General features: G+C 61.0%; 8 protein-coding genes. 4 read left to right on the forward strand and 4 right to left on the reverse strand.

All coding sequences use genetic code 11. From position 1 onward, the window contains the following. Positions 1-47: 47 nt before the first annotated feature. From pgm to HNQ83_RS23725, 4 genes are all read right to left on the reverse strand, one after another. A complete protein-coding gene (gene pgm, locus HNQ83_RS23710; RefSeq protein WP_175391185.1) occupies positions 48-1,694 on the reverse strand; it encodes a phosphoglucomutase (alpha-D-glucose-1,6-bisphosphate-dependent) in 1,647 nt (548 codons plus the stop codon). Between the two features lie 125 nt (positions 1,695-1,819). Then, positions 1,820-3,220: a PLP-dependent aminotransferase family protein gene (locus HNQ83_RS23715; RefSeq protein ID WP_175391186.1), complete on the reverse strand. Its 1,401-nt coding sequence runs from the start codon at positions 3,218-3,220 to the stop codon at positions 1,820-1,822. A 55-nt stretch (positions 3,221-3,275) separates the two neighbouring features. Beyond that, complete coding sequence (locus HNQ83_RS23720) at positions 3,276-4,760, reverse strand: hypothetical protein (protein WP_175391187.1); 1,485 nt, start codon at positions 4,758-4,760, stop codon at positions 3,276-3,278. 580 nt (positions 4,761-5,340) lie between these two features. Next, positions 5,341-6,363: a zinc-dependent alcohol dehydrogenase family protein gene (locus tag HNQ83_RS23725; RefSeq protein WP_175391188.1), complete on the reverse strand. Its 1,023-nt coding sequence runs from the start codon at positions 6,361-6,363 to the stop codon at positions 5,341-5,343. 269 nt (positions 6,364-6,632) lie between these two features. Between HNQ83_RS23725 and HNQ83_RS23730 the strand changes: the two genes are divergently transcribed. From HNQ83_RS23730 to HNQ83_RS23745, 4 genes are all read left to right on the forward strand, one after another. Beyond that, positions 6,633-7,550, forward strand: a complete 918-nt coding sequence (locus HNQ83_RS23730) for a LysR family transcriptional regulator (protein ID WP_256669152.1) — start codon at positions 6,633-6,635, stop codon at positions 7,548-7,550. Between the two features lie 319 nt (positions 7,551-7,869). After that, positions 7,870-9,123 (forward strand): multidrug efflux RND transporter periplasmic adaptor subunit MexE, encoded by a 1,254-nt coding sequence (gene mexE, locus HNQ83_RS23735; protein WP_175391189.1) that lies wholly within the window; start codon positions 7,870-7,872, stop codon positions 9,121-9,123. Positions 9,124-9,138: 15 nt separating this feature from the next. Then, a complete protein-coding gene (locus tag HNQ83_RS23740) occupies positions 9,139-12,327 on the forward strand; it encodes an efflux RND transporter permease subunit (protein WP_175391190.1) in 3,189 nt (1,062 codons plus the stop codon). Beyond that, on the forward strand, positions 12,327-13,748 hold the full coding sequence (locus tag HNQ83_RS23745) for an efflux transporter outer membrane subunit (RefSeq protein WP_175391191.1): 1,422 nt from the start codon (positions 12,327-12,329) through the stop codon (positions 13,746-13,748). The genes HNQ83_RS23740 and HNQ83_RS23745 overlap by 1 nt, the downstream gene beginning before the upstream one ends. Positions 13,749-13,936: the final 188 nt, after the last annotated feature.

The following is a 13,936-nucleotide window of genomic DNA, read 5'->3' on the forward strand; positions in this document are numbered from 1 at the left end:
GCTGCGCAGCCGAACGGGGATAAATCCCCTCGCCACAGGGCTTCCATTTATTTCCCGGAAATGGCGCCATCCACGAGGGTCTGGGCCTCAGCCACCAACTGCTTGAGGTGGTCGTCACTCACGAAGCTTTCCGCATAGATCTTGTAGATATCCTCGGTACCCGACGGACGCGCCGCGAACCAGCCGTTCTCGGTCATGACCTTCAGGCCGCCAATGGCCTGGTCGTTGCCCGGCGCGTGGCTGAGGATGCTCTGGATCGTTTCGCCCGCCAGTTCGGTGGAAGTAACCTGCGCCGGCGACAGCTTGCTCAGCAGGGCTTTCTGCTCCGGATTGGCCTTGGCGTCGACGCGCACCGAGAACGGTTCGCCCAGCTCATCGGTCAAGGCGCGGTAGGCCTGGCTTGGATCACGGCCGGTGCGGGCGGTCATTTCGGCGGCCAGCAGCGCCGGGATCAGACCGTCCTTGTCGGTGCACCAGACGCCGCCATCCTTGCGCAGGAACGATGCACCGGCACTTTCTTCACCGCCAAAGCCCAAAGAACCATCGAACAGGCCATCGGCAAACCATTTGAAACCCACCGGCACTTCGTACAGGCGACGGCCCAGGCGCTTGGCCACGCGATCGATCAGGCCGCTGCTGACCACGGTTTTGCCCACGGCGGCATCGGCGCGCCAGTGCGGACGGTTCTGGAACAGGTAATCGATGGAAACCGCGAGGTAATTGTTCGGCGCCAGCAGGCCGCCGGACGGGGTCACGATGCCATGACGGTCGTGGTCCGGATCGCAGGCAAATGCCACGTCGAAACGTTCTTTCAGGCCGATCAGGCCCTGCATGGCGTGGGTGGACGACGGGTCCATGCGGATCTGGCCATCCCAGTCGACGGTCATGAAGCGGAAGGTCGCATCCACCTCTTTGTTCACCACGTCCAGGTCCAGCCGGTAATGCTCGGCGATCGCCGACCAGTAGCGCACCCCTGCTCCGCCCAGCGGATCGACACCCAGACGCAGCTTGGCATCACGAATGGCATCGAAGTCGATCACGTTGATCAGGTCGGCGACATAGGTGTTCACGTAGTCATGGCGATGGGTGGTGCTGGCCTTCAGCGCCTGCTCGTAGCTGATGCGCTTGACCCCGGCGAGCTTGTTGCCCAGCAGCTCGTTGGCCTTGGCCTCGATCCACTTGGTGATGTGGGTATCGGCCGGGCCGCCGTTGGTAGGGTTGTACTTGTAACCACCGCTTTGCGGCGGGTTGTGGGACGGCGTGATGACGATGCCGTCCGCCAGACCCGAGGTGCGTCCGCGGTTGTAGCAAAGAATCGCGTGGGAAACGGCCGGGGTCGGCGTGTACTCGTCGCCCTCGGCGATCATCACCGTCACGCCGTTGGCTGCCAGCACTTCCAGGGCGCTGGCGCCAGCCGGGGTGGACAATGCGTGGGTGTCGATGCCGACGAACAACGGGCCATCAATGCCCTGGGCCTCGCGGTACAGGCAGATTGCCTGACTGATCGCCAGCACGTGCCACTCGTTGAAACTCAGGTCGAAGGAGCTGCCTCGGTGCCCGGACGTGCCGAAAGCCACGCGCTGGGTCGAGATGGCGGCATCAGGCTGGCCGGTGTAGTACGCCGTAACCAATCGCGGGATGTCGACCAACAATTCTGCCGGTGCCGGTTTGCCCGCAAAATGACTGAGTGTCATGCAAAACCTCTGGAATAGAGTGGTTCAGGAATTGGAACGCAGTTTACTGGCAGTTTGACCGCAGCGCGACGTTATCGATCCCGGCTCCATTCAAGCGCGATGTTATAAATCCCGGACACGCCCGTTCAGTCGATCGACTCCAGGCGCAACGCATCCCCCAGCAAGCCCAGCGCGGTGCCGAGGTCGTGATCGCTGCCGAAGCTGTGACTCAGGCGCAGATGCTGTGTGTGCAGGCCCTGGAGACTGAACAGCTCTCCCGGCGCCACCACCACCTGATGCTTGAGCAGGCGCTGGAACACCTGACGCACATCGACCCGGCGCAACGAACGCACCCAGACCGTGGCGCCCCCTTCAGGCTCGACGAACTGCAAGGCATCACCCAGGCGCTCGCACAGCAGTTGGATCATCTGCGTCTTGCTGTCCTTGAGCCGACGTCGCAGCAATTGCAGGTGCTGATCGATACGCCCGCTGCTGTACAGGCGGGCAATGGCTTTCTGGCGGATCGGTGACAGGCGAAAGGCACGCAGCAAAAACTGCCGCTGCCATTCGGCGCTCAGGTGGCGCGAGAGCAAGTAGCCGTATGGGGCCTCGGGACCGATGACTTTCTCGAACGTTGAAAACACCATCAACCGCTCCGGGGCCAGAAGATCGCGAAACCGCAGGCATTGCGGCTCAAATCCCAACTCGCCGTAACAGTCGTTTTCCAGCACCCAGCAGTCATGCCGCCCCAGCAACATGGCGACGGCCTGTCGGTCATCGTCCGTTGCCTGGCTGCCACGGGGCATGTTCAAACCTGATGAAACCATCACCAGGCGCACCGGCTCGGTTTCCAGCAGCTCCTTGAGACGTTCGTGATGCAAGCTGCCATTGGCCAGCAGAGGCCATTCGATCACCCGTACGCCAGCGCTGCGAAACAGCCGCAAAATCACCCAGTCGCAGGGCGATTCGACCACCACGGTGGCGTCCTTGAGGCATAACACGGCGATCAGCATTTCCAGCACACCGCGCAGATCCGCCCCGATGTAAACGTCATCGGCGTGCCAGCAGCGCACGGGCGACGTGGTATAGCGTGCCGCCAACGCCATCCGCAGCTCCAGTTCACCGCAGGGTTGCGCATTCGGTTGCGGCGGGCGCGGATACTGGCGCAGCAGCTCTCTTTCCAGAAGGAGCAGTGGGCTGTCAATCGACTGCAACAACGCTGGCTCATCACTGCTGAGCACCAACATTCCGGGACGACGAGCGTTGACATAGACGCTTTCCAGCAGGTCGTTGCCACTGTAGAGCGTGCCGATGGCGGGCGCCGGCAACGCGTAGTAGCCGGATTTGGCTACCGAGTACACCCGCCCTTCTTTCTCCAGCAATGAATACGCGTACTGAATGGTCGAGATCGACACATTCAAGCGTTCAGCCAGTTGGCGCAACGAGGGCAGACGCACGTGCGCATCGCTGGCGGATTCGCCAATCAGGCTGATCAGGTAACGGTAAACCGCCTGGTAGGCGAAATCGGTTTCACGGAGTCCTTTCATGCCAAGGAACCCTGGACGTGGCAGTGCCCGTCACGTGGCGTCAAGGTATGCACTGTCAACGACCCGCTGACCATTCACCCGTCATGGACGTGTCGTCCTCACCGGTGTCGACTTCCACGTCAGGATCTCCGCTTGCCGATTCGACGGGCACGGTCTCATTCAGGGGCAGCGGGCCGGTGCGATAAAGCTTGCCGATCAGACCGACCGGCAAGCCGCTGACGTCCACCATCCACTGCACGATCTGCTCGGCGACAGGTTGCCCCTGCATGGCCCGGTGCAACTCCGGCAAAGCCACCAGCATGCCCGGATGGCACTGGCGCAGGAAGCGCTCAAGGGTCGCGGCCTTTCCCACAAAAGGCGCGAACAGCAGGCATACCCATTGCGCTTCGTTCAGGCCAAAACTGCGATGCGCCTCCGCCGCCGCCCGCGTGCGCAACTCCGCCAGCGTGGCTGGATTGCCAAATGCCTCCACTGCCTGCTCGCACAAGCGCTCCGGCAGTTGCTTGCGACGCATCATCACCAAGGCCCGTTGCAGGTACTCGGCGACGCCCGACTCATAAGTGCGACCTTGTACGAAACTCGATCGCAGTCCACGCAGATGCGCCGAAACCGGAAGGCTGACGTATTCGTTGTCACTGAGCTGCGCCGCCAACTCGTCGGCCTGGAATCCGAGAAACTCGGTGAGCAATGGCCAGCGCTCCTCCAGATTGCCCACCAGCATGTCGTGGATGTCGATGAGCGTTGCACGGCGACAGGTTTCAAACTGCTCGGCCGGTCGCCACGATTCCTCGCGGTCCTCGGTGTAAAACCGCTGGTAGCCTGCGCTGCCCAGTTCGTCGAGCAACGCGAACAACCCGGCGTAGCCTGGCTCAGGGTGATTCGAGAGCTCAAGTCCGCCTTTGGCGGCCGCACGCTTCAACCCCTCGATGAACAGTTTCTGCTGGCGAGGTGTGTCGCTGCTGACCATGGCATCGACACCACGGTTCCAGCGGGTGATGTACCCATAGAACTCGCCGGTGGCGAGATAACCGTCATCCCACAGTTCAAGCGGCCCGTCCCAGGCCCGGCGATGACCCAGCATCAACAGGTTCGTGCGATGGCAATCACGTCCGGCCGGGGAAATCGGTGCCGTGTGATCGAACGGCAGCACCTCCCGGTTATCGACCATCAGGACTTCAACCCGTGGATCGTCGTAGACGAACAACGCGTTGTAGCTGCGATGGATGTTTTCCAGCGCCGTCGGATTGCTGCCGTTCAAGCGCAAGGTCGCCACCCGCAGCCGGAAGGTCGCCGGTGCCCGGGTGGCGATCGTCAGTTGTGCGGCGCGCAACAAGGCCAGGGTGTAGCAACTGTCACGGGAGCCTGTCTGGATCGCCAGCACCTTGAATTCACCGATGTGCTCCATCCCTCCGGCGGCGACGGCCAGGCGTTGAATCAACAACTGCAGCGCCGTGCGTTCGGCACGGGAAAAGAAACTCAGCAATCGTTGCAGCACTTGTTGATAGACGTAGTTCATCGCTTGGTCATGGATGTTGGTCATCGTTATTTACCTGATGCTCGAAAGTTCGATATTGCGCAAACAACCGCACGCACAGCGCAGGGAATTGCCTGAATGTGATGTAAGGATGGGGTTTTATTGCTGAATGCTAGCACTTAAGGTTTCAAGTCAACATTGTCGACGACGCGTGGGTATCGGCACCCTGAACACGTCTGACACCCAGCAAACGCCTGGCCTGGCTGGCCCGTTGAGACTGGGGCTGGCGTCCTAGGAAATGTCCGACAACTTCCCACAGATACTTAATACAAGAAATAAAGAAAGAAGTTGCCGATAACTGCCCTGTAACAGCGCGGGAGCGCACTATTTTTTGAATAAACAAACGTGAAGCGCATTGAAAAGTATCGATCTGATACCCGCCCATGACTCATTCCTTGAGATGAAAGTAATCATCCAATTATCAGGGCTTAGTTGCTGAATAGAAGCTACAGATCGAGCGCAAAAACCAGTTCAGTTGCTGAACGGCCCCATCGAACAATCAATGAGATGTCTCAGGTCGCCAGGTGCTGAATGCAAAAGAGTCCGTGGGCACGGACTCTTTCAAGGGGGAAGTCGAGGGGTGGACTCAGGCCGGTTCGACCTGCAAGGCCACCCTTTCGCGGCAAGGACATTCGCCCATGTAGCGATGCGCCTCGACAAACTCGGCAAACGGGAAGACCCGAGTCTTGAGCGGCAGCAGAACGCGGTCAGCGGTCAGCTGGTTGATGTCACGCAGGGCACGTTGCAGTGCAACCTGATCCTGGATGATGCCCAGCTCCGGCTTACCGGTGAAGTTGCCGATGCAGTGCACGAAGAACTGGATGTTCTTCTGGAACGCCGCACAAGCCGGGAATGGCGTCTGGTTGCCACCTTGCAGGCCGTACAGGACCAGGCTGCCGCGCGGGGCCAGCACATCGCCGAGCAACGACATCTGGGGTCCGCCCAAACCATCGAACACCACGTCCACGCCGCGGTTGTCGGTGATCTTGTTGACCCGCATCAGCAGGTCTTCTTCTTCGGTGACGATGACTTTCTCGGCACCCAGCGACAGCAGGTATTCACGCTCCTCCGCCGACTTGGTAGCGGCAATCACCCGTACACCCAAGGCTTTGCCCAGTTGCACGAACGATGGGCCGGCACAGTGACTGGCGTCAGTCACCAGGGCAAATTGCCCGGGTTTGACCCGCGCCAGATCGACGTAGGCGAAATAGGCAATCAACAGCGGCGTGTAATGCACACTGGCTTCGATCGAATTGAGCACGTCCGGGTAGCGGGTCAGCGACGAGCGCGGCAGAACAATCAGCTCGCCATAGACGGGATAGTCGTTCGGGCTTTCAGCCGGAAAACTGGCCACCTTGTCACCGACCGCCAGGTCATCGACCCCTTCACCGACAGCGGTGACGATACCGGCCATTTCCTGGCCAAGGCCTGAAGGCAGGCGGGCATGGGAAGACGCCAGGTTCTGACGCCAGAGAATGTCGTACCAGCTGATGCCAATGGCTTCGACGCGCACCTGCACTTCGCCCGGAGCAGGCAGAGCCGCCGCATGCTCTTCGCATTTGAGCACCTCGGCCGGACCAAACTTGTGAAAACGGATCGTGCGGGACATCGCAAACCTCGCCAATGAAACCTCTAATGCCATGAACTTTAGCTGGGCTTTCAACCCAACACTATCAGTGGCTATTAATAGTCGACATGCCTGTCATTGATTCGGCAGCATCGGCAACATCGCCTAAAGCCGTACGAAACTGAAGCTTCCTTTGTAGGAAAACTGAATTACTCGGTGCAGAGTACCAGCCTTTCCCCGTAATATTCCTGCTGGCCATTGTTCTCATATGGCCGCTCACGTCAAGTTTGCTGACTCTGCCAGGACTCCAGATGAATCGTAATGACCTGCGTCGTGTCGACCTGAACCTGTTGATCGTATTCGAAACCCTGATGCACGAACGCAGTGTGACCCGCGCGGCGGAGAAGCTGTTCCTGGGTCAGCCGGCCATCAGTGCGGCACTCTCGCGCCTGCGCGGGTTGTTCGATGACCCGTTGTTTGTGCGTACCGGCCGCAGCATGGAGCCGTCCGCGCGAGCCGTGGAAATCTTCGCCCTGCTCTCTCCTGCGCTGGATTCGATTTCCACCGCGGTCAGCCGTGCGGCGGAATTCGACCCGGCCACCAGCACCGCGGTGTTTCGCATCGGACTGTCGGACGACGTTGAATTCGCCCTGCTGCCGATGCTGCTCAAGCGCCTGCGCGCCGAAGCCCCGGGAATTGTGCTGGTGGTGCGGCGGGTCAACTACATCCTGATGCCGGGATTGCTGGCGTCCGGGGAAATTTCCATCGGCGTCAGTTACACCGCCGACCTGCCGGCCAATGCCAAGCGCAAAGTGCTGCGTCGCAGCTCGCCCAAAGTGCTGCGTGCCGACAGCATGCCGGGGCCGTTGAGCCTGGATGACTTCTGTGCGCGCCCCCACGCACTGGTGTCGTTCGCCGGTGACCTCAGCGGCTTTATAGATGAAGAGCTGGAAAAGCTCGGACGCAAACGTCATGTGGTACTCGCCGTGCCGCAGTTCAACGGGTTGAGCACCCTGCTCTCCGGCACCGACATTGTCGCCACCGTACCGGACTACACGGCCGATGCGCTGACGGCGGCTGGCGGTGTGCGGGCTGAAGATCCACCGTTGCCGGTACGCAGTTTCGAATTGCACATGGCGTGGCGCGGGTCCCAGGACAATGATCCGGGGGAGCGGTGGCTGCGGTCGCGGATTCAGATGTTCTTTGGTGACCCTGACAGCTTGGCTTGATCGTAATGATGGAGCGCAGCTGATGGCCCCTTCGCGGGCAAGCCCGCTCCCACAGGATTATTTGAAACGCCACGATCCCTGTGGGAGCGGGCTTGCCCGCGATAAGAGCAACCCGTTTGCCAAGCCAGACTTTTACCACCTCGGAAAGACAGAATTTCCATCAACCCCATTGATCAGGTTCTAATCAAAGGCGCAGGCTAGAGGGCTAAGTCGGCTCTCCTATCATTCCGAATGATAGTTACCTTCGCCCCATTCGATTCGTGCGATACCCACCCGCCGAGCATCATTCGCCAATCTCAATACATTGGCGGATGCATCCATGGAACAGTCACTCAAACATTTGCGCTTCCCGTTGGCTCTGTTGGCCGTAGTGGTGATGAGCGCGTGCGGCAAGGCGCCCGAAACCGCCGGCGCCCCGCCTGCGGCCAAGGTCAGCGTGGCCAAGGTGCTGGAGCAACCGGTCAACGAGTGGGACGAGTTCACCGGGCGCCTTGAAGCCCCGGAAACCGTCGAGATTCGTCCACGGGTGTCCGGCCAGATTGATGAAGTGGCCTTCACTGAAGGCGCGCTGGTCAAGAAAGGCGACCTGCTGTTCCAGATCGACCCGCGTCCGTTCCAGGCTGAAGTCCGCCGCCTTGAAGCGCTGGTCGCCCAGGCCCGCGCCAATGCCACCCGCAGCGAAAACGAAGCCCAGCGTGGCGAACGACTGCGCACCAGCAACGCGATTTCCGCTGAGCTGGCCGACTCGCGCACCAGTGCTGCCCAGGAAGCCCGCGCCGCTGTAGGCGCCCTTCAGGCACAGCTTGATCTGGCGAAACTGAACCTGAGCTTCACCCGCGTCACCGCCCCCATCAGCGGTCGCGTCAGCCGTGCGGAAATCACCGCCGGCAACCTGGTCACCGCCGATACCACCCCGCTGACCAGCGTGGTGTCCACCGACAAGGTTTACGCCTACTTCGACGCCGACGAGCGTGTGTTCCTCAAGTACACCCAGCTCGCCCGCCAGGGCAAACGCGGCGCCACCACCCCGGTGTACATGGGCCTGTCCAACGAGGACGGCAACCCGCACCTGGGCCAGATGAACTTCGTCGACAACCAGGTCAACCCCAAGACCGGCACCATCCGTGGTCGCGCCGTGTTCGACAACAGCGATGGCAGCTACACCCCGGGTCTTTATGCACGCCTGAAACTGGTGGGCAGCGGCACCTACAACGCCATGCTGATCAACGATGAAGCGGTCGGCACCGACCTGGGCAAGAAGTTTGTGCTGGTGATGGATGGCGACAACAAGACCGCTTACCGCGCCGTCGAACTGGGTCCGAAAATCGAAGGCCTGCGCATCGTGCGTAATGGCTTGAACAAGGACGACACCATCATCGTCAAGGGCCTGCAACGGGTACGTCCCGGTTCGCCGGTCAGCCCTGAAGTGATCCCGATGGCCAGCGAGCAAACCCTCGCGGCCCTGGCACAACAACGACAAGCGCTGGAAGCCAGCAACCTGCCCCAAGTCGCACCTGCCAAGGTCGCACCAGGCACGGCTGTGAAACTGGCTGCTGCGACCCCACGCGGTTAAGGGATAACGACTCCGATGAATTTTTCCCAATTCTTCATTACACGGCCGATCTTCGCAGCGGTGCTCTCGCTGCTGATCCTGATCGCCGGTGCCATCTCGCTGTTCCAGTTGCCGATCAGCGAATACCCGGAAGTGGTGCCACCGACCGTGGTGGTCCGTGCCAACTTCCCCGGCGCCAACCCCAAAGTCATCGGTGAAACCGTGGCCGCTCCGCTGGAGCAAGCCATCACCGGCGTCGAGAACATGCTGTACATGTCCTCGCAGTCGACCGCCGACGGCAAGATCACCCTGACCATCACGTTCGCGCTGGGTACTGACCTGGATAACGCGCAAGTGCAGGTGCAGAACCGCGTGACCCGGACCGAGCCCAAGCTTCCCGAGGAAGTGACGCGCATCGGTATCACCGTGGACAAGGCGTCGCCCGACCTGACGATGGTGGTGCACTTGACCTCGCCGGACAAACGCTACGACATGCTCTACCTGTCCAACTACGCGATCCTCAACATCAAGGATGAGCTCGCTCGCCTGGGCGGCGTCGGGGATGTGCAGCTGTTCGGCATGGGCGATTACTCGCTGCGTGTCTGGCTCGATCCGAACAAGACCGCTTCGCGCAATCTGACCGCAACGGATGTGGTCACCGCCATTCGTGAGCAAAACCGTCAGGTCGCGGCCGGTCAACTGGGCGCGCCTCCGGCCCCGAATGCCCAAAGCTTCCAGCTGTCGATCAACACCCAGGGCCGCCTGGTGTCCGAGGAAGAGTTCGAGAACATCATCATTCGCGCAGGCGACAACGGTGAAATCACTCGCCTCAAGGACATCGCCCGCGTCGAGCTGGGCTCCAGCCAATACGCCCTGCGTTCGTTGCTGAACAACCAGCCGGCGGTGGCGATCCCGATCTTCCAGCGCCCGGGTTCCAACGCCATCGAAATCTCGAACGAAGTTCGGGGCAAGATGGAAGAACTGAAGAAGAACTTCCCGCAAGGCATGGACTACAGCATCGTCTATGACCCGACGATCTTCGTGCGCGGCTCCATCGAGGCGGTGGTTCACACCCTCTTCGAAGCGCTGATCCTCGTGGTGCTGGTGGTGATCCTGTTCCTGCAGACCTGGCGCGCCTCGATCATTCCGTTGGTGGCGGTGCCGGTGTCGCTGATCGGTACGTTTGCCGTGATGCACCTGTTCGGCTTCTCGTTGAACGCGCTGTCGCTGTTCGGACTGGTACTGGCCATCGGGATCGTGGTCGACGATGCGATCGTGGTGGTCGAGAACGTCGAGCGGAACATCGAGCTGGGCCTCGAACCGATGGAGGCCACCAAAAAAGCCATGGGTGAAGTGACAGGTCCGATCATCGCCACAGCATTGGTGCTGTGCGCGGTGTTCGTCCCGGCAGCGTTCATTTCCGGGTTGACCGGACAGTTCTACAAGCAGTTCGCCCTGACCATCGCCATCTCCACGGTGATCTCGGCCTTCAACTCCTTGACCCTGTCGCCGGCACTGGCCGCGGTATTGCTCAAGGGGCATGACACACCGAAAGACCGTTTCTCCAAGGTCCTCGACAAGATATTCGGTGGCTGGTTGTTCCGCCCGTTCAACCGCTTCTTTGAAAAGGCCAGCCACGGTTACGTGGGTACGGTGGCCCGCGTGATCCGCAGCAGCGGTATCGCCCTGCTGTTGTACGCAGGCCTGATGGTCCTGACCTTCTTCGGTTTCTCCAGCACCCCGACCGGTTTCGTGCCCGGCCAGGACAAGCAATACCTGGTGGCCTTCGCGCAACTGCCGGATGCGGCGAGCCTGGACCGTACTGAAGACGTGATCAAACGCATGTCCGACCTGGCTCTGAAACAGCCAGGCGTGGAAAGCGCGGTGGCCTTCCCTGGCCTGTCGATCAACGGTTTCACCAACAGTCCGAACGCCGGCATCGTGTTCGTGACCCTCAAGCCTTTCGAGGAGCGTAAAGACCCGAGCATGTCCGCCGGTGCAATTGCCGGTGCCTTGAACGGCCAGTACGCCGGAATCCAGGAAGCCTACATGGCGATCTTCCCGCCGCCACCGGTACAGGGCCTGGGCACCATTGGTGGTTTCCGCCTGCAAATCGAAGACCGGGGCAACCTGGGCTACGAAGAGCTGTACAAGCAAACCATGAACATCATTGCCAAGAGCCACAGCGTTCCGGAACTGGCCAACCTGTTCACCAGCTACACCGTGAACGTGCCGCAGGTCGATGCTGCCATCGACCGGGAAAAAGCCAAGACCCACGGCGTGGCCGTCAGCGACATCTTCGACACCCTGCAGATTTACCTGGGTTCGCTGTATGCCAACGACTTCAACCGCTTCGGTCGCACCTATCAGGTCAACGTTCAGGCCGAACAGCAGTTCCGCCTCGAATCCGACCAGATCGGCCAGCTGAAAGTGCGTAACAACAAGGGCGAGATGATCCCGCTGGCGACCTTCATCAAGGTCAGCGACACCTCGGGGCCGGATCGCGTGATGCACTACAACGGCTTCATCACCGCTGAAATCAACGGTGCCGCAGCCCCCGGCTACAGCTCCGGCCAGGCCGAGAAAGCCATCGAAAAACTGCTCAAGGAAGAACTTCCGAACGGCATGACCTACGAGTGGACCGACCTGACCTACCAGCAGATTCTGTCCGGCAACACCGCGCTGTTCGTGTTCCCGCTCTGCGTGCTGCTGGCGTTCCTGGTGCTCGCGGCCCAGTACGAAAGCTGGAGCCTGCCACTGGCGGTGATCCTGATTGTGCCGATGACCCTGCTGTCGGCCATTACCGGGGTGATTGCTTCCGGTGGCGACAACAACATCTTTACCCAGATCGGCTTGATCGTACTGGTGGGGCTTGCCTGTAAGAACGCGATTCTGATCGTCGAGTTCGCCAAGGATAAACAGCTGGAAGGCATGAACCCGCTGGCTGCGGTACTCGAGGCCTGCCGCCTGCGTCTGCGGCCGATCCTGATGACCTCCTTCGCGTTCATCATGGGTGTGGTGCCACTGGTGTTCTCCAGCGGTGCCGGTGCCGAAATGCGTCACGCCATGGGTGTGGCGGTGTTCTCGGGGATGCTCGGGGTAACCTTCTTCGGTCTGTTGCTGACGCCAGTGTTCTACGTACTGATCCGTAACTTCGTCGAGCGTGGTGAAGCGCGCAAGGCGGCCAAGGCCTTGAAAGTGCAATCGCAACTGGAGTCGCATTAATGAGTCTGAAAGCCTTTCTGCCGAGCCTGCTGGTACTGGCGCTGAGCGCCTGTGCCGTCGGCCCGGACTACAAGACCCCAGCCACCGAGCCTGCCAACATCACCACGGCCACCGACGGTGCTGCCGGCCAGAAGAACTTCGACCGCTCGCGCTTCGAAGGCATCTGGTGGCAGCAGTTCGAAGACCCAACGCTCAACCAGTTGGTGACCGAGTCCCTCAAGGGCAACCGTGATTTGCGCGTCGCCTTCGCTCGCTGGAAAGCGGCCCGGGCGATCCGCGATGATGTCAGCAATGACGCCATGCCGACCGTCACCAGCCGTGTCAGCAGCGATTTGGGCAAAGGGCAGATTCCTGGCGAAACCACCCAGCGGGTCAATAGCGAACGCTACGACCTGGGTCTGGACATGGCGTGGGAGATCGACCTGTTTGGCCGCATCCAGCGCAACCTGGAGTCGGCCGATGCCGAGCAACAGGCACTTGAGGCTGATCTGTACCAGCTGCAAGTCACCATGATTGCCGAACTGGTGGACGCCTACGGTCAGCTGCGGGGTGCGCAACTGCGGGAAAAAATTGCCCTGGCCAACCTGAACAACCAGCAGGAGTCGCGCAAGATCACCATCAGCCTGCGTGATGCCGGCGTGGGCGATCAGCTCGATGTGGAACGCGCCGATGCCCGCCTGGCTTCGGTCGAAGCCAGCGTGCCGCAATTGCAGGCCGAACAGGTCCGGCAGAAAAACCGTATCGCCACCCTGCTGGGCCAGCGCCCGGACAAGTTGACCGTGGACCTGAGCCCGAAAGACTTGCCGGCGATTGCCAAGGCCTTGCCGATCGGTGATCCCGCCGAGCTGCTGCAACGCCGTCCGGACATCCTCAGCGCCGAGCGCAAACTGGCTTCGGCCACGGCACGTATCGGCGTGGCCAAGGCTGATCTGTTCCCGCGTGTCAGCCTCAGCGGTTTCCTCGGCTGGACCGCCGGACGGGGTTCGCAGATCGGTTCCTCGGCGGCCAACGCCTGGGCACTGGGCCCGAGCATCACCTGGGCGGCGTTTGACCTGGGTAGCGTAAAAGCCCGCATACGCGGCGCCGACGCCGATGCCGAAGGCGCCCTGGCGACCTACGAGCAGCAGGTACTGCTGGCCCTGGAAGAATCGGAAAACGCCTTCAGCGACTACGGCAAACGCCAACAGCGGCTGATTTCGTTGATTCGCCAGAGCGAGTCGAGCCGTTCCGCGGCGGATCTCGCCGAAATCCGCTACCGCGAAGGCACTGCCGATTTCCTCGTGCTGCTCGATGCCCAGCGTGAGCGGTTGGCGGCGGAAGACACCCAGGCCCAGGCCGAAGTCGATCTGTATCGCGGCATCGTCGCGATCTACAAGGCCCTCGGTGGCGGCTGGCAGCCGGAGACAGTCGCCAGCAAGTAACCGTTTTGACAGAGCTCCTTTGGTTGGCCGCAACCAACCAATTCTTTGCCCCGCGCCCCATTCGGTCGCGGGGCTTTTTTTGCCTGCCTGAAGACACAGTGAATCCCTGTGGGAGCGAGCCTGCTCGCGAAGAGGCCATCACATCCAACATCGATACTGACCGACCCACCGCTTTCGCGAGCAGGCAC

It is taken from the genome of Pseudomonas sp. C2B4 (assembly GCF_013359695.1).
Lineage (GTDB): Bacteria > Pseudomonadota > Gammaproteobacteria > Pseudomonadales > Pseudomonadaceae > Aquipseudomonas.

Coding starts and splice junctions, on each gene's coding strand:
- pgm (WP_175391185.1), bottom strand. CDS start 1,694: ATGACACTCAGTCATTTTGCGGGCAAACCGGCACCGGCAGAATTGTTG.
- HNQ83_RS23745 (WP_175391191.1), top strand. CDS start 12,327: ATGAGTCTGAAAGCCTTTCTGCCGAGCCTGCTGGTACTGGCGCTGAGC.
- HNQ83_RS23715 (WP_175391186.1), bottom strand. CDS start 3,220: ATGAAAGGACTCCGTGAAACCGATTTCGCCTACCAGGCGGTTTACCGT.
- mexE (WP_175391189.1), top strand. CDS start 7,870: ATGGAACAGTCACTCAAACATTTGCGCTTCCCGTTGGCTCTGTTGGCC.
- HNQ83_RS23740 (WP_175391190.1), top strand. CDS start 9,139: ATGAATTTTTCCCAATTCTTCATTACACGGCCGATCTTCGCAGCGGTG.
- HNQ83_RS23720 (WP_175391187.1), bottom strand. CDS start 4,760: ATGACCAACATCCATGACCAAGCGATGAACTACGTCTATCAACAAGTG.
- HNQ83_RS23730 (WP_256669152.1), top strand. CDS start 6,633: ATGAATCGTAATGACCTGCGTCGTGTCGACCTGAACCTGTTGATCGTA.
- HNQ83_RS23725 (WP_175391188.1), bottom strand. CDS start 6,363: ATGTCCCGCACGATCCGTTTTCACAAGTTTGGTCCGGCCGAGGTGCTC.